Source organism: Dolichospermum sp. UHCC 0352, assembly GCF_009711925.1.
In the GTDB taxonomy this organism is placed as follows: Bacteria; Cyanobacteriota; Cyanobacteriia; order Cyanobacteriales; family Nostocaceae; genus Dolichospermum; species Dolichospermum lemmermannii.
Window position 1 is genome coordinate 1 of record NZ_VIKY01000317.1, and the last position, 24,764, is coordinate 24,764.

Below are 24,764 nucleotides of genomic sequence, written 5' to 3' on the forward strand. Positions count from 1 at the left end.
TGGTTTCAGATAACTTCCAGCCGCTAACTTTATACTCAACTGAACGGCAATTCTTTTTGAATTTCGGGAAACCTGTCTTGGAAAATCGCTCCACTTGGGCAAAGCCCAAGACCGCGTTTTCCGCTTTTTTGCCCTTAACTTTCTTTTTACAATTATCGTAAAATCGAGCTATTGCACTCCAAGAACGCTCCGCAGCAGATTGTCTTGCCATTGAATTAAGTTCATCCGCAAAAGAAAATTCAGATGCCAAAATCGCGCAATATTTATTGAGATCATATTTCGTCGCACCTTTGTTATCCATCCAATATCTTAAACATTTATTTTGGATGAACTGAGATGCACGAATAGCCTCATCTATTGCGCGATACTGCCTATCTTTTCCTTTGACTTTGAACTCATAAATTATCATGGTTACGACCTAAACACCACAAAATTATGCTAACTCATATATTATAATTTTGTCAACGAGAAAAACTTTCTGTGGAGGAAGACAGCCTCTACCTGGCTTTCATCCCTTGCCTAAAGGACAGTTGAGTTTTTCCACCACGCTCCAAAACTCAACTTCAAGGGTTTTCAGCCTAGTCTCTTATAAATGTAATCCATCTGTAGTTAATTCAGAATGCAAGTTACCATTAATATACGTAACTTCACTTATCGTTGTTTTGTTCCTTGTGCGTATTCACTACTTTTTCTGATGACAGCATTAACTAAGTGAATTCAGGAAGATTTCGATTTCTGTCTATTTTGCTAGTTCACAATATTTAATATTATTAAGCAATACAACGCTATTAAATCCTATTAATCGTTAAAAATATTCTCCCGTCAGGATTAATCAACACTAAAATTTGGGATTGTTGAATTTACACAGCTTACTGTATAAGCTTTACAGCTTTTTACATATTAATTTGTAACATCATTTTTTAATGTCTTATCCCTTGATGAGCCACTAAATTTTGAGTCTCATACTTTTGGTAGATGACAATTATGAATGGTTTGTGATGTAAGTTGTAAGGAAAATTAATAAATAATTATATCAGCATCAATTTTTGTTCATAAGAAAATAGAAGTAAACCGCTAGAAAGTCTACTGAATAAGGTTAAAATAGCATATTCTTTTTTTTTATAAATATGTTTATTTATACCTACTTATGAAAATATTTTACTATTAACACAAATAAAAAATACGTAATTTTATTGCGTGATTGTAGTAACATGACTATGTGCAGCAAAGTAAGTAAGCTGTGAAATGCTTGCTACATAAGGGTTATGCTCGTAGTTTAAAAGTTAGATTTGCAGAATTATTGAGTCTGTTTGCTATTTATAGTCTGGATTAGACATATAAAGATTTATCGAAACCAAAGTAGATCAATTCCAGGGATGTAGAATAACCTTGCAAAAAGTGCTAAGATTTATCCGAAGTCTTTAATGTTTCCTTTTATAACGTGGCTAGAGCTAGTACAGCAATCGGTGTATCTCCCATCATTAAGGAGATTGTGCAAAAACAGGCACATTCAACTCGCTTAACTTTAAAAGAAGTTATTCTCATGGGAATGTTGGCAATTGATAAGTTAGATGACCAAAATTGTCAAGAATTGGCAGATCAAGTTCATCAAATGCAGGTTAATGGTGAAATCTAAAACTGCTGGCAAGAGTCTAAAATTCAAAGTCTCAAGCCTCCAGTTCTCAAGCTAAAGTTAGTTGCAAGGGTAGTTGTGTGATTTATCAAATTTCTACTCTTGACTAAAAAAATAGCAACTTCCCATTCAGTAATTCTCAATCAGTTCAAAATCTAACTTGCAGTATTGCTAAAAATTAGTAATATAGCACTTCCCGGTGTTATGAGGTACATATCTAGCGGGCAAGATGCCCGCACTACAAGAGTTTCATGATTCAACTTTGTACCTCATAAGAGCGGAAACCGCTGTAAGTTGGATTATGTTAGAAACAATAAGGGGGATCTAGTTTTAGATCCCCTTTATTTGTTCAGAAGTGCATAGAAATTTAAAATAATGCCATTATCCCAGCGGGAGAACCAGAACCTCTGCTCAACCTGAGAATCCCAATGATTAAGGTAGTACCTTGGGGTGGTAACTGATCTAAATTGGTGAGATTTTCGATCACAATTAGCGATCGCTCCAGCAGCAAACGATTAATAGTAAAATTGGTATCCTGCCCAGAATCTACACCGTGAGTATCAATGCCCACTCCGGTAATTTGCTTATGTGTAATTAAGAACTCAGTTGCATCATAGCTAAAACCGGGAAAGTGCATTTTGCCATATTTATCTTGGTTAAAAAACGCTTTTTGATTTAACCATTTTTCTTGCCAACCAGTATATAGTATCAGTAAACTACCTGGGGGAATTTCCCCAAATTCAGTTTCCCAAGTTTGAATATCGCTAATAGTCAAGACATAATCAGCATTCACTGCCGCTTGTTTGCAAATATTGATAACTACAGCAGGTAATATTAGAGATGATGCTGGATACTGGTCAATACTTGTACCGTTACTATAAAAACTATTGGGGGCATTAATATGAGTGGCGCTATGTTCTCCTAAAGCAAAGCGTCGTAAGTAATAACCATCATCTTGGATTTCGGCAACACTGGTAAATTCTACGGAAGGATCACCAGTCCATGTAGGTATATTTGTATCAATCCGATGGCTGAGATGGATAACGCGAGAGTAACTAATATTACTTAATTGTTGGGGATTTTTGCTCAAAGGATTTATTCCTAAGTTTAGGATATTTTAACAAATAATCCCCCAAGCCTTTTCACTTCAAGGTGGTTGGGGGGAGTTTTAATGTTGCAGCAAAAAGTGAATTTAATCTTAGTGAACAACAAAAAAGTTAAGTTTTGAATAAGGAAGAGTTAATTTTACGCAAACTTTCTCAAATTCAGGACTATGACAAACCAGATGCCGATAACCTCACTTGCTTCAAAATTAGCATTTAGCTGTTTGGCTTTTTCGTCTAAATATGGAAGACAGAGCCTTCTGGAATTCATTCCCATACAGAGTATGGGAACGAGAAAATCCCTGTTCCCTCTATCTCATATTTTGCTTTTTCTCGGCTTTAGGATCACGATTAGCGACAGCAGCTAATTCGGCATCCATTAAGGTTTTGCCGGTGGCAGCTAGGTAGACATCATCTAAACTAGGACGAGATTGGGCGATGCCAAAAATTGGTAAATTGGCATTATTTAACGCCTGTTGAATCGTGATTAAAACGTCATTTTGGGGGGTGACTACTAAATTTAGGGAGTTACCTTGGGCGCTGTTGATGATGATTTCTTGGACAAAAGGTAAAGCCGCTAAAAGATTTTTTGCGGTTTCGGCTTCTTCACTGGGGGAAAATTCGCGGATTCTTAAAGTGATGCGATCGCCTCCTACCTGATCTTTTAATTGAGATGGTGTACCATTAGCAATAACCAAACCTCTGTCAATAATTGCCACTCTATCAGCTAAAGCGTCAACTTCTTCTAAATAATGGCTGGTAATCACAACGGTAGTTCCCGCAGTGCGTAATTGACGCAAGAAATCCCACACCACAACCCGGCTTTCAATATCTAATCCTACCGTTGGTTCATCTAATACCAGCACATCGGGCGCGTGGAGTAAACCAGCAGCCAAATCTAGCCGCTTGCGTAAACCACCGGAATAAGTGCCAGTTTTTTTATCTGCGTATTCTTGTAAACCCAGTAAATCCAAAATAGTGTTAATTCGCTGTTTAATCAGCGCACCGGGAAGATGATAAAGTGCGGCTTGTAATTGTAGTAACTCCCGGCCAGTGAGGACTTTATCTAAAGCTACTTCCTGGGCTACATAACCTAGCTTTTGTCGGGCTAATTTGGGGTGATCTAAGACCGAAATACCGGAAACTTCAATTTTGCCAGCATCGGGGGTTGTCAGCGTACACAAAGCCCGCAGAGTGGTTGTTTTCCCTGCCCCGTTGGGTCCTAGTAAACCAAATATTTCTCCAGGTTGGACTTGAAAGGAAACATCCTCAACTGCAACTACATTACCGTAGCTTTTTTTGAGATTTTCGATGAAAACGGCAGCAGCCATAACAGCTATAATCCTTAACTATACAATTCGCAATAATCTATCTTTTATTGTACAAGTTGGGCGATCGCTGTGATGAGTTGAATATTTCATTTTGGGATAATTTTCAGGACAGATTGGGGAAATACTCAAAAAATAGGCATTGTTTACCCGATACTAACTAATCAAAAACATTAAAATCCAAAAGCTAAAGCATCAAGCATATATTTACCTTTTTCTCGTCCAACTTCTAGATAAATTTCTAGTAATTCTTCATAAGCCGTTTCTCCACCTATTATTTTCCAAAAGTCATTACCGATAACAACTGCATCATTAAAAGGCGTATAATTTAGGGTATAAGACCATTTATAATCCGCTTTTGTTGCCCCATAAGGATTATAAGGCATAGCATAATAAGCTTTCACTTGAGGACGATTTTTTCCACTTAGCAATTGAAATCTGAGTAACCGTTGTGTCACCTCTAAACACTGTCCTTTATTGGGCTTTGGACCCTTAATTTCAAAAAATAATTCTGTTCCATCTTTAGCTAAAATATACAAGTCCGTGCGAACAATTTTAAGTTCTAAATCATCACTGCATCTAGCATTCAACACTGCTGTTATCATCTGCTCTAAAGATGGCTTACCTTGCTTATTTGTTGCAGCAGATTCATATTTTTGTTTTTGAAGTTCAGCTTCTTCAAAAGCTGTAAGACTTACTTCAGCTTTAATATCATAACCTCGACGTACATCTTGATGATGCTCTAGCGCAATTAAACGAGCGCATTCTTCAAAAGAATTACCTAATTTTGTACTCAAGCCTCTTTCAAATTGATTAATACGTATTAATTCTGGTGGGATAAGTGCTGCTTGAAATGGCTTTAATTCTCCATTAGATGAAGACCTAGATAAATATTCGGCTGCATTATCTGGTTTTAAAATTTTACGTCCTTTATATTCATCTACAAGACCATCAATAAAACCTTCTAGATATCCTTTGATTGCTGCGCGAGTTGTAATATTAATAGCTGTCATGTGTTAACCAATGTTTAAAAAATAATGTTGAGTAAAGATTTAGCCAAATGATAGATTACAGGGACAGACACAGCATTACCAAATTGATGCTTTGCCTTATTTTCATTATCGGCTATTTGGAAATCTTCTGGAAATCCTTGTAATATTGCGTAATCTTTTGCCGTTAATGGTCTATATTTTTGAGGAAGATAAATTTTTTCAATAAAATTATGTTTATATATTTTTGGTTCATCACATTCTAGAGATATAGTTGCTACATAATCTCTCGTTCCCGTTGCGGTTAAAGTCCCAATAGCATCAGCATGAGGTAAATATATTTTAGAAATTCCCTTAATTCCTGATGAAATTTTAGAATTTACAAATTCATAACCTTTATTTTCTACAAAACGTAAAATTTCTTTATCTACTAAATGATTTATTTCTTCAATCTTCAAGTCAATAATTAAAGATTCTAAAATCTCATATTTCAAAGGATTACCATCTTTATCACCGTAAATTTTCCTTCTCCGATTTTTTAATATTGTTTGACAAATTGACTTTTCTCTCTGGGTTGTTTTGATTAAGTCCCAAGAATGAATGGTAGTATGTCCATCTCTAACATCTGAGAATAGAAAAAAATCATTTAATTCATCTATTCTTTGAAATCTACCTCTAGAACCAGGAATTTTACCATCTGTAAATAATACTTCTGGAGAAAATTTCTTTTTAGAAAAATCAGTGTGTTGAATATCAGGAATCATATCATATAATTTCCAATATTTATTTATGGGTTGAGGAAAGGTAAAACCCCAACTGTTATCTAGATCATTTCTAATTCCCACAATAAATATTCTGTCCCTATCTTGAGGTAAACCAAAATCATAGGAATTAAGAACTTGATATTTAACTACATAGCCAGATGATGTTAAATTTTCAAGAATATATTCTAAACTTGGTCTGTTTCTTGGTTCAGTTAAACCTTTAACATTCTCAAATATAAATGCTTTAGGTTGATTGGATTTTATAACTCGAAAAACATCATTCCATAATTGACCTCTGGGATCTTTTAAACCTTTTAATTTACCTGCGATTGACCAAGGTTGACAAGGAACACCACCGACCATTACATCTAGTTCAAAAGGTAGCTTGTCTAAATTAGTGATATCTCCTAAATATTGTTCGTCAGTATTGGTATCACGAATAAAATTATTTTTGTAAACTTTGATTGCCTCTTTGTCAATTTCTGAATAACCTAAACAAATTCCTCCTAGTTCTTCGAGAGGAATTCTAAAGCCACCAATACCGGAAAATAGGTCTATAAAGGTAAATTTAGTGGTAGGTTTTATGGTAGTTGTAGCTTGGAATAATGGGAATATTTCTAGCTGTTGAGCGTCAATACAAGATTTCATATTAATTTAGTACACAATTTTATATTATATCAGAAATGTTGACATTATATCAAGAAAATAGCGAAATGTGTTCAGTAACTTCTTTCCCTTTTGGTTGATTTCCCTGCATTGAATTAATCAGATATTCACCAAGTTCTTTCGCAAGTAACACCGGAACTGCATTACCAATTTGTTTATATTTAGAACTTATCGAACCATGAAAAATCCAATCATCAGGAAAAGTTTGAATTTTGGCAGACTCGCGCACAGTTAAAGGACGAAGTTCCACAGGGTGACACATATCTGTAGCTTTTTGTTGGGGACTGGTTGTGATTGTTGGTGAAGGTTTATCCCAAGATAGTCTTCTGTAAAAACCAACTTTTCCCCCACCGGAATTATAAGCACCTCCCATTGCTTCCTTCTGTAATTCTTCTGGTAAATTTTTCCAATTTTGTCCTGCTGCTAATAATCTTAAAAACTTGAGCCGATTTTCTGAATAACTAATAAATTCTGGTTGAATATCCACAAAATCTGTTAACGCATCTTTCAAAGTTCTCCATTTTGGTAAAATTTTACCATCTTTACTATATTTAGCGAGAGGAAATGTAGCAGTTTCACCATCTCTAGAACCAATAAAAACTACACGGTATCTATTTTGAGGAACACCATAATCTGCTGCTTCTAAAAGGTTGTAAACTACGTTGTAGCCTAATTCTTTCATTTCTGCTAAAACTACTTTTAAAGCTGCACCATTCATTTCATCAAGTCCTAAAGCTGGATAATCTTTTCCTCTTTGATTAATAGGACGATGACGCAAAAAAGCAGAAAGTAAACCTCTAACATTTTCCATTAAGAAAAATCGGGGTTGGACTTCTTTGACAATGCGGATAAAATCCATAAATAAACTTCCGCGTGGGTCCATAACTGAACCCCGTTTTCCTGCGGTACTAAATGGCTGACAAGGGGGACCACCCGTGACTAAATCTATTTCTCCTGGAAGTAAAGCACGACCTAAATTTAAAACTCTTCCTCCTTCTTCTAGTAATTCTTGGGAAGTAACTTTTTCTAATTCTCTGGGAATAGCACTTTCTTGGAGATAAGGTCTATTCAGAGCAATTGTTTTGACTGCATCTTTATCTTTTTCAACTACACTAACAGTATGAAATCCTGCTTGTTCTAGTCCTAAATCTAAGCCATAAGCACCTGTGAATAGGGAAATGCAAATAGGTTGATTATTGATCATTATTGTTTTTCTAATTTATTATTATGATCAATATAGTATATAATATAATGCGGCTTAGTTGAGAAAATTGTAGGTTGGGTAAACCGAAGTTAAACCCAACAAATATCGGTAAATGTTGGTTTTTGTTCCGATTGCTCCGCAACGCTAACGCGAACAAACCAACCTACATAAACTTACTTAATCTAGTCCCATTACTTGCCGATAATGAGGAGCTAATTTAACGACATTTGTTGATTGAGATGGTGTTTCCCAGTGACTACGATTCAACAATTCTTGTTGCAATTCATCAACATTGATTGTGGTAACTTTGCCATTATTAATAATTTGCTTACCATTTACCCAAGCACTATGCACAACATTGACAGGGCGACCTAAAACTAATAAACCAATGGGATCTGTACAGGGAAGTAATGATAAATTATTGAGATCATATAAAACTAAATCAGCTTGTTTACCAACAGTAATAGAACCAAGTAAATTTTCTACATTTAACCCTTTTGCACCTCCTAAAGATGCCATTTCTACGGCTTGGAGTGGGGTAATCCAATGTTGATAATCTGGTTCTGTAATATTATGTAAAATCGAACCAATTTTAATTGCTTCTAACAAGTCTTGAGAGTCATTACTAGAAGCCCCATCACAACCAAAAGTCACATTTACTCCAGCTTGCATATATTTAATAATTGGGGCTATACCACTGCCTAAACGGAGGTTACTCAAAGGATTATGAACGACTGTAGATTTTGTTTGAGCGAGAATATTAATATCAGATTCATTCAACCAAACACAATGTGCTAAAGTTGTACAACTGTTCAAAAAACCAAGTTTCTGTAAATGTTTTACCGCAGTACAACCATATTTTTCTTCAGCAAGTTTCTCTTGAGCTTTTGTTTCTAATAAATGGGCATGACGACAAAGATTGTACTTATTACTTAATTCAATACATCCTCTGAATAAATCATCGCTGCATAACTGAATTCCCGTGGGTGCAACTAAAATATTAATTCCTTTTTCCGGTTGATGAAATTGCTTAACTGCCGCTTCAATAATGGCTAAAGTTTCCCCAGTAGAACGAAAATAAAGTTCATGATCTGGTTGCGATTCTCCATTTGGTATGCCCGCACTCAAAGATTCATCTTGAATTAAAGGAGCAATAAAAGCGCGAATTCCTACTCTTTGATAAGCCCGAACTACTGTGGCAATAGTTTCTAATTCTTGTCCAGGAATTAATACTAAATGATCAACAACGCTTGTCCCCCCAGAAAGTAAAGTTTCTACTGCTGTTCCCAAGGCACTGAGATAAACTTGTTCTGTATCTAAAGGAGTAAAATCATAGAGATGTGCTAACCATAATTCTAACGGTAAAGGTGGAATTACTCCTCGTTGCCACATTTCTGAAGAATGGGTATGGGCATTGAAAAACCCAGGTAATAAAAGTTTATTTTCCCCATTAATTACCGTGCCAATTATCTCTAAATTAGGGGCAATCGCGGCGATTTTACCATCTATAATCTGCACATCTGTAGTTATGTAACTACCTGTAACGCTAATTAAAGAGTTTTTGATTGTAAAATTCATGATTTTAGCTTTAATTAAGTAATTGATCTATTAGCCGAATTTCAAGCTACAAGTTAAACAACGATATTGAAAAAGGGTGAGTAAAACCCACCCTGAGTATTATACCAGAAAAATAAAATATCCTTACTGCCAAACGTAGATAAGTAGAAATAAAACAATCCAGATAACATCAACAAAGTGCCAAAACAAAGAAGTGGCATTTATGCCAAAATGGCCGCTATCAAAATTACCAGGAATGAAAGAACGCAACAAGACAATTAACTGTAACAGAATACCCGTAAAAACGTGCAAACCGTGAAAACCAGTTAATAGATAAAACATTCCTCCAAACGTACCAGAAGTAAAGCCAAATTCTAATTGACTCCATTCCACAGCTTGTCCAAAAAGGAAATAACCACCCATAGCCATTGTTAAAAACAACAACAGCCGATAAGTCTTTAAATCATGTCTTTCTAGGGCTTTTTCTGCAAAGAAAATCACAAAACTACTAGCAACCAAAACCACAGTATTAATGCTAGGTTCTTTTACTTCCAAACCAGAAACACCAGGTGGCAACCAATTAACAGCAGAAGTTTTGTAGATAATATAGCCAGCAAAGAAACTTAAGAAAATAACACTTTCCGATAACAGAAAAACAATAAAACCAAACATTTTACTGCCTTCTTCATCATGTCCATGCTCATGACTAACATGATCTAAATCATCAGGAGAAACAGAACTATCCATTGTTAAAAAACTCCAAAACCAGGAAACTAGTAATTAAGAAAAAAGTAACGAGAAAAACTATAGCGATTCTAAATAAGACGTAAAAAATTCTCTTCCTTCTCTTCCTCTGCGCCCTCTGCGTCTCTGCGGTTCGTTAAAAAATCAAATTTACACATCAAATAGAATCGCTATATTACCCATTACTCATGTTCAGAAGATGCCATTAATTCAGACTTACCATAACCATAAGGCTCACAAGTAACAATCGGAATTTCTTCAAAATTCTCAACAGGAGGAGGAGAAGAAACAGTCCATTCCAAACCAATTGCTCTCCAAGGATTAGCAGAAGCTTTTTCTCCATCCATCCAAGAAATCAACATATTGAAGATGAAAGGAAGAGTAGACATTCCTAACAGAAAAGAACCCAAACTAGCAACAATATTCCAACCAATTAATTCAGGTGCGTAGGAAGCAGCACGGCGTAACATTCCTTGCAAACCTAAAGGGTGCATGGGTAAAAAATTCAAATTTGTGCCGATAAATGCTAACCAAAAATGGATTTTGCCCCAACCTTCATGGAACATTCTCCCCGTCATTTTGGGAAACCAATGATAGATAGCTGCATACATTCCCATAGTTACAGTTCCATAGAGAACATAATGGAAATGACCAACAACAAAATAGGTATTGTTAACATGAACATCCACTGGAACAGAAGAAAGCATAATTCCTGTAATCCCAGCAAATACAAACATTACCAAACCACCCAAAGCAAATAACATGGGTGTAGTTAAGCGAATTTTCCCGCCCCAAATAGTTGCCACCCAAGCAAATACCTTAATCCCTGTGGGAATAGATACAAACATGGTTGTCACCATGAAAAACAACCGTAGCCAACCAGGAGTACCACTCACATACATATGGTGTACCCAAACAATGCCGCTAACTACAGCAATTAACATCGAAGAAACAGCAACGACTTTGTAACCAAATAAAGGTTTGCGGGAATAAACGGGAAAGATTTCCGAGAAAATCCCGAAGATAGGCAAAATGATGACATATACCGCAGGGTGAGAATAGAACCAGAAATAATGCTGGAACATCACCGGATTTCCGCCTTTAGTAGGATCAAAAAAGGCAGTTCCCACTGTAATATCAAGAAGTAACATTACAGCCCCGGCTGTTAAAGCTGGCAGTCCAAATAATTGGATAATTTGAGCGCTAAATACTGCCCAAACAAAGAGAGGCATTCTAAAGAAACCCATTCCCGGCGATCGCATTTTCACAATAGTAGTGACAAAATTTACCGCACCCATAATGGAAGAGACACCGGAAATAGCCACTGCTAATAACCAGAGAACTTGACCGTTAATCAAGTTTCCCGTGGGGTTTTGGGTACTAACGGGGGGATATGCCCACCAACCAGATTGAGCCGGTCCACCGGGAACAAAGAAGCTGGACATGAGCAGAATACCCACCACCGGCACCATCCAAAAAGCGACGGCGTTCAAGCGGGGGAAAGCCATATCTCGCGCCCCAATCATTAAAGGAACGAGGTAGTTAGCCATACCAACAAGGGAGGGAAATGTCCATAGAAACAGCATCACTGTTCCGTGCATGGTAAACATTCCGTTGTATACTGTGCGGTCGATTAAATCAGCTTCTGGGGTAATGAGTTCTCCGCGCAAAATCATAGCGAAGATACCACCAACCAGGAAGAAAATAAAAGAGGTAACGAGGTATTGAATACCAATAACCTTATGGTCTGTACTAAAACTGAAGTATGTTCTCCAGGTTTGGGGCGGTTCGTGGTGATGTGATTCACCAGCAACATGAATGGGGATATTAGTCATTTGTCAGTTGTTAGTTGTCAGTGGTCATGAAAATAACGAAGTTAACCTGGGAAATTGACTAATGGTGGTGCAGCAGGTTCAACGGTTTTCCAACCGCTATCAATGCCGTTTTCTACTTTGAGGGCATATTCGGAAGCCGCTTGGTTAGGGGCTGGGCTGGGTGTTTGACTGGCAGCTTTGCTTAACCACTGCTGATAGTTGCTAGGTGATTCCACAATGACTTTGGCTCGCATGGTGGCAAAGTATGTACCGCTATACTGAGAGTCGGTTAAATCATACGCACCGGGGCGAATGGGAGTAAATTCAAAGTCCAGGTCGTTACCAGGAATAATGTCTTGTTTGAGGCGGAAAGCGGGGATAAAAAAGCCGTGAAGTACATCTTCCGAATGCAGATTTAGACGGACACGGCGATCGCTCGGTAAATGCAATTCTGTACTGGTAACATTGCTTTGGGGGTAATGAAACACCCAAGCCCACTGTTTAGCGGATACATCAATATGTTCTACATCCTCAGCTACTGCGGCTTCTGAAGCCTCATCTGGCGCAGCTTCAGCAGTTTCCATCTTCATCGGATTATGTAAGTGGATCTGGTGAGATGGTCCCTGGATACCCATTTCTTCGTAAACTTGGTAACTATAACCCGCAATCCACAACACCAACATAATTGGGATTGCTGTCCAAATTACTTCTAAAGTCACATTACCTTCAATGTGAGGCCCATCACCTAAATCTGTAGCTTTTGCCCGATGGAAACAAATAGAATAGAAAAGAGTAGCAGTTACTCCCAGGAAAATTAAAGATCCTAATGTTACCAAAAAGCTAAATAAATCATCAATCAGATGAGATTCAGCAGCCCCTTGGGGAGGAAGCCAAGAATAAGCCTGTTTACCAATCCAGAGACTAGTAAGAGTTACCGCAACTGCCCCAGTAACAATGGTCAAAAAGTTGAGAAATTGCCGAATTTTCATAATGGTCAGTTGTTAGTTGTCAGTGGTTAGTGGTCAGTGGTCATTTGTTAATGGTCAGTTGTGAATTGTTAGACAAGAATTTTTACACCAATCACCAATCACCAATTACCAATTACCAATTACCAATCACCAATTACCCATTACCTATTACCAAAGATTTGATTGATGTCTTGTCCTGCTCGTAGTAATTTATCGGCTGTATTGTGAACACCAAAATCTGCTGCCAGGTGCGCTCCTAATGTTCCATGAAAATACATCAGCAACATAATAATTACACCGACAACCAGATAAGAAATTTGCACTTCTCTCTCTTCATGTTTGCCGATAACGTAACGTTGCCAACCTCGCCAAAAGGTCATGCCAACCATCATCGCTAATAGTAATACACCACCCACACCATGCCACATCATTGTGGGCATTGCCAGCATTCCCCAAGGACTTTTGATATCTGCTGGTGGGGCTGCTAATAACATTTCATAAAAACCTGCACCAACCGTGAAAAATGTAATCACAGATGCAGCAAAAATGTTGTACCAACCGACATCAAATAATTGAGAACGTTCAACCTTAATTCCCAAAAAATTGAATAGCCATTTTTCCAAAGGGAAGAACACACCTAAAATATCAAAGATAATGGCAATGATGAATAAACCTAATGTGAGGTGTACCAAATTAGGATGAATCGGAATGGCATAAGGTAAACCATTTGCACCCATTTGGTGACTAATTTGGTCTAATAATTCTGAGTTCATGGCAAGATTCCATCCTTTACCGCTTCCACAACAGGTACGGTATGTAAGCCATACACCCATACCAGTTCATCACCAAGATATACTTGAAAACCAACCAAGGCTGTTAATAAAACTGCCACAGCTATATAATGAAAAGGGAGTTTTTTCGGATTACGACTCCGCAAAACATAACGCCAAGCAGTAATAGTGGCAATAATACCTGAAAGTGACCAACCGATGAGAGTATGAATATTTAAAACTGATTTAGCGAGTTCGTAGGGTTTTGCTAAACCAGCCTCAAATTGACCAAAAATAATTGCCACAAAAATAGCTACAGTGGCAATACACATATTCCACCAACTCACCTCAAACAAAGTAGTTTTACCAGTTACATAACCAGCGAAATCACAAAAAACAGAAAATAGCACCATCGCAATTACAAAGTGAACCACGATAGGATGTAAAGGATCTGGATATGGTAAATTATGCTCATTCAATGAAGTGAAAAAATCCAGCATTAAATTCTCCTAGACTGATTTACTACTCCTTAGCCAAACTTAAATAATTGCTAGATACTCACTCACTGATACCAAAAAGTTATTTGATAAATCTGGTGTGAGTTTGCTGCAATGTATAACCGTCAAGTGATTTCTTCATAGTCACAACAGTAATTATGGATGTAGCTAAACTAAATCACTGTGAGAGGTTGAATTTACTAGACGTAAATTTTTATGAATTGTCAAAAAAACTAAAAGCAGAACTTCTAGAATTAACGAGAGAGCCAAAAGCAGATTTTGATCTTGGCTCTATTACAATATTTTTAAATCAAAACCAAATATTTTTATGTTTATTGATGTACAATAAAAAATTATCACTTTGTGATTTAAAAAACCGAAATATATAGTTTTTATAGTAGGTAGGATGAAAATGAAGCTGGATAGAATAATATTTTAAGAATAATTGAACGCAGATAAACGCAGATAAACGCAGATAAAGAGGGATGAATTAATGAATTTTATGATTCTGTGCAACATTTTTTCTTTGCGTCTTTGCTCCTTAGCGCCTCTGCGCGAAACAAAAATATATTTCACTTACCTGATATCTGCATTCATACCCACCAAATCCCCAAATCCCTAATTAACCTTGATAGGGGTTATCGAGTCTATCCACAGAAACATTAACCGACAATGGTAAACGACCGGGATTTAACCGGGGTTCAGCCGCATAACCTACAGGTACTAAAACAGCAATAGCGATATCAGGATCATTCTCAGCCCCAATTATAGCTTTAACCTGTTCCTCAATCCAACCATTCATAAAGCAGGTGGATAAACCCAAGCTTTCAGCTGCTAATACTAAATTTGTAGCAGCTATCATGGCATCTTTAATGGCGTATTCCCGGCGCTTGTCTCCTAAACTAGCTTGAAATTGCGGAATCGCACCTCTAAAGTAATTAACTGTCCCCTCATTCCAAGCCCCAGTGGCTGCACCTTGTTCTAAAATGGGTGTGATATCTTTTTCTCCCGCAGCAGCGTCAGCAGCAAAAACAAAGGTAACAGGCGCTTGGATAATTTGCTTTTGATTCCAAGAAGCAGCACATAACGCTGCTTTTTGAGCTTCGTCTTCAACTAAAACGATTCTCCACGATTGGACGTTAAAACTACTGGGTGCAGCTACGGTTAATTCTACCAGTTGCTTGAGCAATTCTGGGGAGATGGGGTCTGGTTTGAAGGTTTTGATGGAACGACGTTGTACTATGGCGCTGGGTACGTCTAATGCTGGGATTTGGGTGTTTGCAGTCACGCTATTCTCCTCTGTTTTATCCTATCCGCTTAGGGTAACGCTTTTTTGTACGCAGTTCGTTGGTTATTGATTAATTTTTTTTCTCACGCAGAGGCGCGGAGGCACGGAGGAGGTAAATACGGAGTTTTAATCCTTTGTAGGGAGATTTATTACAGAAATTCCCAGTGTTTTTAACTATGATTTTGCAGCAATATACTTGTCTAAGGTAGCAGATAATGTAGTTTTAGGAACAGCACCAACAACTGTTTTGACTTGTCGTCCCCCTTTAAACACCATCAATGTAGGAATACTGCGAATTCCGTAATGACTAGCAACGGTAGGATTTTGATCAGTATTCAGTTTTACTACTTTTATCTGTCCTTCGTATTCCGCAGCCACTTCTTCAACTACAGGAGTTAGCATTTTACAAGGACCACACCAAGGGGCCCAAAAATCAACTAAAACAGGAGTTTGACTTTCTAACACTTCTTGCTTAAATGTGGCTTCGGTGACATTGGTAATTGATGACATAAATTGTCTGCCTAGATTTAAAGTCAATAATTCAATAATATCTAATCAATAGGCGTGAAAATATGTTGATAAGTTTAATTTTGCTAAGTTTCTTGAATTGTTAATTTTGTCCTGCGGTATCAGAATTTTGATCAGCACCACAATGATGACAATAAGGTAATTCTTTATAAGTCAAATTATGACAGTTATGGCATTCAATATATTGATAATAACCGCAGTGGGGACAGTGGCTATCTTGAGGACGAATTTTTTTAGCACACCGAATACATTGTGATTTTTGAATTCTGTTAACTGCTTGAATTTTAGGATTAAATACAACGGTTTGAAAGAATTTAATCATGCCAAAACCAACTAAAGGAATTAGCAAAATATAAGCGTAACTAATTAGGAAGATTAATCCACCAAACAGGGAACTAATAACATCAAATAAGAATTGAAATATTATACCAATTTGCAGAAATTCAAATATTTTCAGAATTAACGGAATTAAAAATATAACTAATAAATGCCAGCTAATTAATGCTATTAATCCATATCCTCTGCGTTGGCTGAAGTTATTAACTAATAAGGCAATGAGAATTAACGGGAGTAAAAAGATAGCCTGAAATACTAATTGAATGCTGGGATACCAAAATGATGCGTCTTTATAACCTTTTTCAACTTGATTAAATTTAGTTTCCTCTTTGAGAAAAGACAGAAAATTAATACTTTCAGGTTTTGTCAGCAGTTGATTTTGCAGGTTAGCAATTTCCTGTTTCAATGTGGAAATCTTCTCGCTATTTTGTGCTAATTCCTGTTTAGCTTTTTCTGCGCGAACCTGATTAATGGAATTACCTGAAGACTGACCAGCAATTTTTTCTAATAAGCTTGAATCATATTGTTGACGAATAGTATTATTTGCTTGTTCAAGACGACTAATTTTATCCTGGGTCTGATTTATTGTGGTGAGAATTTTCTGATTTTGAGGATTATTCAGTTTATCTTTAGATTCACCGTAGTTCAAACATATTTCGGAAACTTTACCCAAATGTCCAATTTCTACATTTTGATATGTTTGCCGAACTCTTTGCTCATTGTTACCATAAGGTAGTGAACTTCTCAAAAATTCATAATCTTTATTTTTGGTAGTTTGGGTTTTATAATTATTCCATTCAGAATAACATGGATAAGCTTGAGTTGGGCTAAGATGCCATTCACTAATATTATTTAAACCTGTAAAAACGTTAATTAAAATGAAAATATCAACTAAAATAATGACAATCAAACTCACTTTATTGAGTGGTTCATTATTGACTGTTCGAGAGTTATTAAAAAATTGATTTGAAAGACGGCGTATTCTGGTGAACATATAACTATCCTCTATCTAAAATATACACGAAATAGTAACTTAAAACCCTAAATTGAATTTAAAAAATTCCACTCATCAAACCAAAGTGATATATCTACTTGCTCAATTAATTCAATAAATTCAGTTTTTACATCAAAACTAATTCCATGAGGCTGTAAAGTAGCGGAAATAACAGTTTCCACATCATCTTTTGTCATCAATTTAAAAAGATATTTATTTGTAAAACAGTTATTAACGTGCTGACGTACCTTAGTATTTAGTTGTTGGTCATTAGCTTTCATATATTTATTGTCTAAGACAGTATTTAATTTAATTTGAAGATTTTTATACCAAAATGCTAAGTCCTCATATTTCTGATCATTATAGCGGGTTGCTAAAATAAGTTCATGATTTAAATAATTAGTTTGTAACTCATTTTCCAAAATATTAATATCAACATTTATACCTTTTTTTAATAACCATTTGTTTAACAATCGAGCTAATTTTGGTATATCAGTAAAGAGAGTTGATTCTAATGTGTAAGCAGACCAAATATGAGATTTCAAGTAAATTCTATTCTGAAACTCATTATTAAGTCCAGATTGATGAGTGTCAATCAAAAAATCTCTGTCTATTATTAATACAGATTTCTCCCAAAGTGTTTGATTGTTTTTAACTTCCGAAAAAACGGTTTTGTAATGTAAAATTCTCTCAGAAACTTCACTAACTCCTCCTAAAACCCAATAAACATATTTTTTATTATTACTAATATTCTGCTTGAGTAAGATATCAATTACTTGTGCATCATCTGCACCTTCAACAAAGATTAGAGTATCTGATTCAATGGCATTTAAAAAATCTAACCCACTCACCATTCCTAATGCACTAATAACCGGATTAACTTGAGAGGGATAAATACCAGAAAAGCGCGAATTTACTGCTATCAGATTATTGCTATCTATGGTTTTATATATGCCTGTAGGTTGACCATCAAGATGGAATAAATTAGATAAATTTGCACTACGAATTAACGCTTCGTTATGAGTTGTGATAAAAATTTGATTTTTTTCAGAGAATTGCACTAATATTTTTAATAAACGACTCTGAATTTCTCTATGAATATGACTATCAGGTTCGTCCAAAAGAATCAAATTTAAGTCTTTTTGAATGGAAGAAGGATGATAAAGATTTAGCAAAATTTCAATAATTTGTAAACTGCCACTACCTAGAAGTGCAATATCTTTTTCAATGTCTATTTCATTATGTTTAAAATTAAATACAACTGTTACATCTTTTTGAATTTGGCTAACTGTAGAAATATTCATGCTCCGATTTCGATTGTAAAGAATAAAAGATAGAGCCTCTAAAAAACTGCTAAACAAAGAAGGATCAGAAGAGTTATAAAGTTGATATAACCGATTACGAATAACCCTTGATGAATCACGATTGATGATAGATTCTTGAATTTGTGGGATTGTTACGAATCTTTCTATTTGGCGAATTGCACTAGAAGGTGAGGTATAGTAAAAACTAAAAGGAGAAGGTAAATTTTGGAAAAAATTATTGAATTTATTAAAATCATAACTGCCAAAATCAAGTAACTCAATTACATAATTACGTCCTGAACTACTAATTTTAAAACATATTGTGATTTCTTCATTATCATTGGCAAGTGTCGCGGATAATTCAATTTTATTGTTTTTATCTCTTTGATAAAAAATATCTTCAAAATTAGGACTCAAAACACTATTAATTTGATCAAAATATTTGTCTTGAGTAGTTCCTAAAATATAGTCATTTCTTCTATAATTACCAGTTGCTCTAAGGGCTTTTCTAATTAATTTAGTAAAACATTCATGCCATAAAGATAACGCTTGTAGTAGTGTAGTTTTTCCTGAATTATTAACTCCAGTAAAAATATTAAGAGTCGGATTAAACACTACTTCAATATCTTGAAATAACTTAAAATTCTTCACTTTAAACCGGGAAATGTGCATAATATTTTTTAAAAAATAAACAGATTGAATTAATTTTAGAGAGATGTATTGTAAAAAAATACAACTACTACACTGTAATTTATGCCCTGTTTACCAAGTCATCGGTTATAGATGAACAAACAACAGTTACATTCATTTTGGCACAATCATAGGCGAAACGTATAGATTGAAAAAACTCTTGTTCCTCTCTTCTTTTGCGCCTCTGTGTCAAATAAATTCATCAAATTTCAGTATATTTGTAGCTAAATTATTCCTTTTCTTCTATTGGCTGGGTAATAGCCTGACAATATCTAATTAAAGTATCAATGCGTTCTTCAATATTTTTCAACCTAGATTGTAATGTTGTTAATTGCTTTGCCCCTTGGAGAAACATCATATCTACTTCCAAGAGTCGTAACTGCTTATTTATTTCCGTTTTATAAGATTGTTCCCGCGAATTAGCATCAACCAACGGGACAATTTGCTGGATAAAAAATCCCTGCAACTGGGCTAAATTCTGCTTTAATTTCTGTAAATTAAGTTTACCTGCCGTTACATTAGCTCGAAACTCATCTAGAAATGTTGCCAATTCCTGATATTTATCACAATTAAAAGACATCTGTTGCTAGTTAAGATAGTATTAATGTCAAGAAAATTTTCTCATACAACCGAAATTTCTTTTGTTTATTATCAAAATTACAAGCCTTAAAATCAGATTTAAGGCTTGGTTTGCCGTCAATAGGTATTTTTTATGATCTTTGCAGGCAAGCTGCTATGGATGATGACTACAAGCAATTAGGGCATCATCTCTAAGCCAGCATCTATTTTATAGGCGTGCTGTCAATTTTGCTTTTCTCTTAACCTATCCACCAATTACCTTTTTAATTTTATGAGTAGTGTAGCTGTCAAACCCCCTGTTGATGTTGTTCTCCCAGATTGGCTTAACAAATGTTTAATTGCACCACCAGCACCGATACTTACAGAGGAAGAAGACCGAACGTATAACGGTAATGCCTTAATTTGTCGGGCTTTTCAGTTTGCATATGAACTGCATGGGGGTCAAATTCGGAAGTCGGGAGAACCGTATATTGCCCATCCTGTTGCTGTAGCTGAAATACTCCGTGAATTAGGTGGTAGTCCGGCTATGATAGCAGCCGGATTACTCCATGATGTAGTTGAAGATACAGAAGTTACAAGTGAAGATATAGAAGCCCGGTTTGGAGCAGAAGTGCGGCTATTGGTAGAAGGTGTTACCAAACTGTCGAAAATAAATTTTACTAGCAAAACCGAAAGTCAAGCGGAAAATTTCCGGCGAATGTTTTTGGCTATGGCGCAAGATATTCGCGTAATTGTGGTAAAACTGGCAGACCGTTTGCATAATATGCGAACCCTTCAATATATGTCCGAAGCTAGTCGTCAACGCAGCGCCCAGGAAACACGAGATATTTTCGCACCTTTGGCGAATCGCTTAGGGATTTGGCAAATTAAATGGGAATTAGAGGATTTAGCATTTAAATATTTAGAACCAGAAGCTTATCGAGAAACTCAGCAATGTGTCGCGGAAAAACGCACGGCACGGGAAGAAAAATTACTCAAAGCTACGGATACTTTGCGCCGTCGGTTACTCAAAGCTGGTGTTAATTGTCTGGAAATTAGTGGTCGTCCTAAACACCTTTATAGCATTTATCAAAAAATGCAGCGGCAGCAAAAGGAATTTCATGAAATTTACGATTTGGCAGCACTGCGAATTATTGTTCAAACCAATGAAGAATGTTATCGGGCTTTGGCAGTGGTTCATGATTCTTTTCGTCCCATTCCTGGTAGATTTAAAGATTACATTGGCTTGCCTAAACCAAACCATTATCAGTCTTTGCATACCGGAGTAATTGGCTTGACTGGCCGCCCGTTGGAAGTGCAAATTCGGACTTTGGAAATGCACCATATCGCGGAATATGGTATTGCTGCCCATTGGAAGTATAAGGAAACTGGGGGTTCTGAAAATACTCCTGTGACCAGCACTGATGAAAAGTTTACTTGGTTACGGCAGTTGCTAGATTGGCAAAGTGATTTAAAGGATGCTCAGGAATACTTAGATAGTGTTAAAGACAATCTATTTGAAGATGACGTTTATGTCTTCACCCCAAAGGGGGATGTTGTTCCTTTAAGTCCCGGTTCTACAAGTATAGATTTTGCCTATCGGATTCATACGGAAGTCGGAAATCACTGTGCGGGGGCGCGAGTCAATGGGCGAATTGTTCCTTTATCCACGCGTCTGCATAATGGCGATATTGTGGATATTATTACCCAAAAGAATTGTCATCCCAGCTTAGATTGGTTAAATTTTGTTAGCACTTCGGCTGCGAAGTATAGAATTAAACAATGGTACAAGCGATCGCGCCGGGAAGAAAATGTTGCTAGGGGACGGGATTTATTAGAGAAGGAATTGGGGAAAACTGGTTTTGAGAATTTGCTCAAATCAGACGCTATGCAAACTGTGGCGGAAAAATGTAATTATCACAGTGTGGAAGATTTACTCGCCGGTTTGGGTTATGGGGAAATTACCTCAAACTTAGCACTGAACCGCTGGCGGGAAATTGTCAAAGCTAGACAACCTGTAAGTGATGTTGTTCCATTTATTCCCAAAGAACCAACGCCAAAAACTTCACGGGATATGTTAACCACTAGTTCCCGTGCTAGTGATTCCCCAATTATTGGTATGGAGGGTTTGGTTCATCATATCGCTGGCTGTTGTACTCCCATTCCTGGGGAAGCGATTGTGGGTGTAGTGACGCGACTAAGAGGAATTTCTATTCATCGCCAAGGCTGTCATAATGTAGATCCTGTTGAGTATGAGCGTTTAGTCCCAGTCCGCTGGAATTTAGCTATGGAAAACCGCAGTCGTACTCATACTTATCCTATTAATATACAAATTGAGGCTATGGATAGGGTAGGAGTATTAAAAGATGTTTTGTCACGTTTGAGTGACCAGGGGATTAATGTCCGTCATGCTCAAGTGAAAACTTCTTTGGGACAACCCGCTTTGATGAATTTGGGTATTGATGTCCGCGATTGTTCTCAGTTGGAACATTTATTTGTGCAACTTAAGAAAATGAGTGATATTCTCAATATTCGTCGGGTTTGTGAGGTTGAGGACTGCGGTTAGTGGGGTTTACAGCTATTTTCAATTTTGTTTCGCGCAATCTCTCTTAGAGATCCCGAAGGGTAGGCGCTAAGGAGCAAAGGCGCAAAGGAAGAAGATAGCTGTAATTTAAAGGTTTTAGACGATTTCATTTAAGGTTTGCAGCAGTTGATCAATTTCTGCGGCTGTGTTGTAGTGGGCTAGTCCGATTCTTAATAGGCCGCCTGATGTTTCTACGTCTAATTTTTCGGTGAGGTTAACTGCATAGAAGTTGCCGTACCAAGCAAATATTCCCTGTTCTCCTAATATTTTGGCGATTGTTTCTGGTGTTTTTCCTTCTATGCGAATAGAGACGGTTGGTGTCCGCCATGTAAATTGGCTGGGTTCGGTAATACCATAAAGGCTTAAACCGGGGATTTTTAATAATCCGGAAATTAGCTTTTTGCTTAATTCTCTTTCATATTGTTGGATGGCTGACATTGCTACTAATAATGCGGCTCGTCGGCTATGATAAGCTGATACTAATTCATGATTCTCTTGTTCTGGTGCAGTCAAAAATCGAGGACAATGGAAGGTAGTTAAACCTTCTCTGTCGGCTTCTATTAAGGATGAAAGTAATTCGTTATCTAAGATTGGGGAAACATGACAACCTAATTTTGTTAAATAATTAATTGCTGCTACTAATCCGGCTAAACCTTCATGATTTAATGTTCCTGTTTCCCATCTGGAAGGGACTTCTTCTGATGCGGGTTTAACTTTATAAGGGGAAAATTTGGTTAAATGTTCTCTTTTTCCGTAGAGGATTCCTAAATGGGGGGCAAAGAATTTATAGGCGGAACAGGCGAGAAAATCACAGTCTAAATGATGAACATTTATCGGTGCATGGGGGGCATAATGAACGGCATCAACATATACTAAAGCCCCGAATTTATGGGCGAGTTTGACTATTTTAGCAATATCATTAATTGTGCCAACGGCGTTGGAAGCGTAAGTTACTGCTACTAGTTTGGTGCGGGAATTTATCTTTTTTTCTAAATCGTTTAAATCTAAAGTACAGTCGGCGATATTAATATCAACAGTCCGAATAATTACGCCTTTTTCTTCTAAGGCATACCAGGGAGAAATGTTGGCTGCATGGTCTAAGTCTGTAACAATTATTTCATCACCAGGTTGTAGTTCTCTACCGATAGCGCGACTCACGGAGAAGGTGAGGGTGGTCATATTTGCGCCAAATACTACTTCATCATTATCGCATCCTAGGAAGTCGGCGATCGCTGCCCTGGCAGAAATAATCAAGGCATCGGTTCGCATACTGGTAGTAAAAGCACCGTGAGCATTGGCATTTGATCTAACTAAATAATCACTAATTGCGTCTAATACTCCACCGGGTACTTGTGTGCCACCGGGTCCATCAAAGAAAATTGCTGGTTTTCCGTTGATTGTTTGTGTGAGTGCGGGAAACTGGGAACGAATCCATTTTATGTCTAAAGATTCCATGATTTTTCCTCTTTTTTATGATTTTTGTTTCGCGCAGAGACGCTAAGGAGCAAAGACGCAAAGGAAATACAATAACTCATATTGTAGTCTAAGATTCAATTTTGTTGTCTAGGAAAAGCAACATTATTTAAAAGGTTAATAGGGTTGATATTTTTTAGTAATTGCATTTGTTGTTGATTTTTAACTAATAATGCCCCCGCAAATCCTAGTGAGTTGACAGAAATTTTCTCAAATTCTTCTTGTTTGCGGGGGATAATTAACATCCATTCTCGCGTAAATAAAAGATTATATGCTCCTGATTGCATATTATTTTCTAGAGGTTTAATTCCCACAGTTCGCAATAAAGTATGATATTTTTCTAAGGTTACTTCTGCACTTTCTCCCATTTTAAGAGTAGTGAAAGCGTGTAAAAAGGGAAATTCTGGAATAGTTCCCAGATCATTTTCTAATTTTGCTGTTTTCAAAAGTGGTGAAATGGGAATATCTGTTTCTGTAAAAGGAACAATTTGCAAATGTTTATGTGGTTGACTCGCACCGGCAAGTTTACCACCATTATAAAATACTAACCCATTAAATTCTGCTAAACAAGCCCATACTGCTGTTAAGTCTTCTAGGGTAAGTAGGCTTTCCTGTGGTTCAAAAGCGCGGGTGATTATTAATAAGTGATAATCAACAACATTGAATTTATTTAAAATACAAACATGAGTATTAGAGATATCTGTGACAAATAAATCTTCTTCGTAGGGTAAAAAAGGATTAAATTCTTTACCAGTTTTAGTCGCTTCTTGATCTTTTTTAGCCTTATCAGCGTTTTTGCGGTTGATATTTTCTAAAATTCTGATAACAAACTTGATTCCATCTTTTTCAAAAATTTCCAACTCTGTAGGAATAGATTTTAAAGCTCCAGATTTTAAAGCTAGTTCGGTGGTTTTTTTAAGACTTGTCCATAATGTACCGGGTTTCAGTCGAATTTCTTGCTGGTGCATATTT

The 24,764-nt window shown here is 36.6% G+C and carries 21 protein-coding genes and 1 pseudogene; 3 read left to right on the plus strand and 19 right to left on the minus strand.

Annotated elements, in window-relative coordinates:
- Nucleotides 1–409, minus strand: a pseudogene (locus FJR06_RS22765) (RNA-guided endonuclease TnpB family protein); the annotation flags it as partial.
- 1,032 nt (nt 410–1,441) lie between these two features.
- Here FJR06_RS22765 and FJR06_RS22770 point away from each other — a divergent pair.
- The gene (locus FJR06_RS22770) at nt 1,442–1,636 is read left to right on the plus strand and encodes a hypothetical protein (protein WP_015083627.1); all 195 of its coding nucleotides are present in this window, start codon (nt 1,442–1,444) and stop codon (nt 1,634–1,636) included.
- A gap of 364 nt (nt 1,637–2,000) precedes the next feature.
- Here the strand turns inward: FJR06_RS22770 and FJR06_RS22775 are convergent, their stop codons facing one another.
- From FJR06_RS22775 to FJR06_RS22825, 11 genes are all read right to left on the minus strand, one after another.
- Nucleotides 2,001–2,723 carry a cyclase family protein gene (locus FJR06_RS22775; RefSeq protein WP_015083628.1) on the minus strand — a complete coding sequence of 241 codons (723 nt, stop codon included), beginning with the start codon at nt 2,721–2,723 and terminating at the stop codon, nt 2,001–2,003.
- Nucleotides 2,724–3,047: 324 nt separating this feature from the next.
- Nucleotides 3,048–4,067: an ABC transporter ATP-binding protein gene (locus tag FJR06_RS22780; protein WP_015083629.1), complete on the minus strand. Its 1,020-nt coding sequence runs from the start codon at nt 4,065–4,067 to the stop codon at nt 3,048–3,050.
- A gap of 170 nt (nt 4,068–4,237) precedes the next feature.
- Nucleotides 4,238–5,077, minus strand: coding sequence for a TdeIII family type II restriction endonuclease (locus tag FJR06_RS22785; protein ID WP_168652323.1), 840 nt, complete (start codon nt 5,075–5,077; stop codon nt 4,238–4,240).
- A 14-nt stretch (nt 5,078–5,091) separates the two neighbouring features.
- A complete protein-coding gene (locus FJR06_RS22790; protein ID WP_168633248.1) occupies nt 5,092–6,465 on the minus strand; it encodes a DNA cytosine methyltransferase in 1,374 nt (457 codons plus the stop codon).
- Between the two features lie 49 nt (nt 6,466–6,514).
- Entirely contained in the window at nt 6,515–7,687 is a 1,173-nt protein-coding gene (locus FJR06_RS22795) for a DNA cytosine methyltransferase (RefSeq protein WP_168652324.1), read from the minus strand.
- Between the two features lie 177 nt (nt 7,688–7,864).
- Nucleotides 7,865–9,265 carry an amidohydrolase gene (locus tag FJR06_RS22800; protein ID WP_015083632.1) on the minus strand — a complete coding sequence of 467 codons (1,401 nt, stop codon included), beginning with the start codon at nt 9,263–9,265 and terminating at the stop codon, nt 7,865–7,867.
- A 123-nt stretch (nt 9,266–9,388) separates the two neighbouring features.
- A complete protein-coding gene (locus FJR06_RS22805) occupies nt 9,389–9,991 on the minus strand; it encodes a heme-copper oxidase subunit III (RefSeq protein ID WP_015083633.1) in 603 nt (200 codons plus the stop codon).
- A 179-nt stretch (nt 9,992–10,170) separates the two neighbouring features.
- The gene (gene ctaD, locus FJR06_RS22810; RefSeq protein WP_168652325.1) at nt 10,171–11,823 is read right to left on the minus strand and encodes a cytochrome c oxidase subunit I; all 1,653 of its coding nucleotides are present in this window, start codon (nt 11,821–11,823) and stop codon (nt 10,171–10,173) included.
- A gap of 41 nt (nt 11,824–11,864) precedes the next feature.
- The gene (locus FJR06_RS22815) at nt 11,865–12,791 is read right to left on the minus strand and encodes a cytochrome c oxidase subunit II (protein WP_015083635.1); all 927 of its coding nucleotides are present in this window, start codon (nt 12,789–12,791) and stop codon (nt 11,865–11,867) included.
- 140 nt (nt 12,792–12,931) lie between these two features.
- Nucleotides 12,932–13,543 carry a DUF2231 domain-containing protein gene (locus FJR06_RS22820; protein WP_015083636.1) on the minus strand — a complete coding sequence of 204 codons (612 nt, stop codon included), beginning with the start codon at nt 13,541–13,543 and terminating at the stop codon, nt 12,932–12,934.
- Nucleotides 13,540–14,040: a DUF2231 domain-containing protein gene (locus FJR06_RS22825; protein ID WP_015083637.1), complete on the minus strand. Its 501-nt coding sequence runs from the start codon at nt 14,038–14,040 to the stop codon at nt 13,540–13,542. The genes FJR06_RS22820 and FJR06_RS22825 overlap by 4 nt, the downstream gene beginning before the upstream one ends.
- Nucleotides 14,041–14,195: 155 nt before the next feature.
- Here FJR06_RS22825 and FJR06_RS22830 point away from each other — a divergent pair, with 155 nt between their 5' ends.
- Complete coding sequence (locus FJR06_RS22830) at nt 14,196–14,426, plus strand: hypothetical protein (RefSeq protein WP_041458608.1); 231 nt, start codon at nt 14,196–14,198, stop codon at nt 14,424–14,426.
- Between the two features lie 233 nt (nt 14,427–14,659).
- On the opposite strand, the gene FJR06_RS22835 is transcribed toward FJR06_RS22830, so the two are convergent.
- The 5 genes from FJR06_RS22835 to patD form a co-directional block, all read right to left on the minus strand.
- Nucleotides 14,660–15,325 (minus strand): nitroreductase family protein, encoded by a 666-nt coding sequence (locus FJR06_RS22835; protein ID WP_015083638.1) that lies wholly within the window; start codon nt 15,323–15,325, stop codon nt 14,660–14,662.
- Between the two features lie 174 nt (nt 15,326–15,499).
- The gene (trxA, locus tag FJR06_RS22840; RefSeq protein WP_015083639.1) at nt 15,500–15,835 is read right to left on the minus strand and encodes a thioredoxin; all 336 of its coding nucleotides are present in this window, start codon (nt 15,833–15,835) and stop codon (nt 15,500–15,502) included.
- Nucleotides 15,836–15,935: 100 nt separating this feature from the next.
- Nucleotides 15,936–17,183 carry a zinc ribbon domain-containing protein gene (locus FJR06_RS22845; RefSeq protein ID WP_015083640.1) on the minus strand — a complete coding sequence of 416 codons (1,248 nt, stop codon included), beginning with the start codon at nt 17,181–17,183 and terminating at the stop codon, nt 15,936–15,938.
- A gap of 47 nt (nt 17,184–17,230) precedes the next feature.
- Nucleotides 17,231–19,159: an ATP-dependent endonuclease gene (locus FJR06_RS22850; protein ID WP_015083641.1), complete on the minus strand. Its 1,929-nt coding sequence runs from the start codon at nt 19,157–19,159 to the stop codon at nt 17,231–17,233.
- Nucleotides 19,160–19,406: 247 nt separating this feature from the next.
- Nucleotides 19,407–19,757 carry a heterocyst frequency control protein PatD gene (patD, locus tag FJR06_RS22855; protein WP_015083642.1) on the minus strand — a complete coding sequence of 117 codons (351 nt, stop codon included), beginning with the start codon at nt 19,755–19,757 and terminating at the stop codon, nt 19,407–19,409.
- A 270-nt stretch (nt 19,758–20,027) separates the two neighbouring features.
- On the opposite strand from patD, the gene FJR06_RS22860 reads away from it, so the two are divergent.
- A complete protein-coding gene (locus FJR06_RS22860) occupies nt 20,028–22,301 on the plus strand; it encodes a bifunctional (p)ppGpp synthetase/guanosine-3',5'-bis(diphosphate) 3'-pyrophosphohydrolase (RefSeq protein ID WP_015083643.1) in 2,274 nt (757 codons plus the stop codon).
- Nucleotides 22,302–22,415: 114 nt separating this feature from the next.
- Here FJR06_RS22860 and FJR06_RS22865 read toward each other — a convergent pair whose 3' ends face one another.
- Both FJR06_RS22865 and FJR06_RS22870 read right to left on the minus strand, forming a co-directional pair.
- Nucleotides 22,416–23,774, minus strand: coding sequence for a cysteine desulfurase-like protein (locus FJR06_RS22865; protein ID WP_015083644.1), 1,359 nt, complete (start codon nt 23,772–23,774; stop codon nt 22,416–22,418).
- A gap of 95 nt (nt 23,775–23,869) precedes the next feature.
- Entirely contained in the window at nt 23,870–24,760 is an 891-nt protein-coding gene (locus FJR06_RS22870; RefSeq protein ID WP_015083645.1) for a DUF4922 domain-containing protein, read from the minus strand.
- Nucleotides 24,761–24,764: the final 4 nt, after the last annotated feature.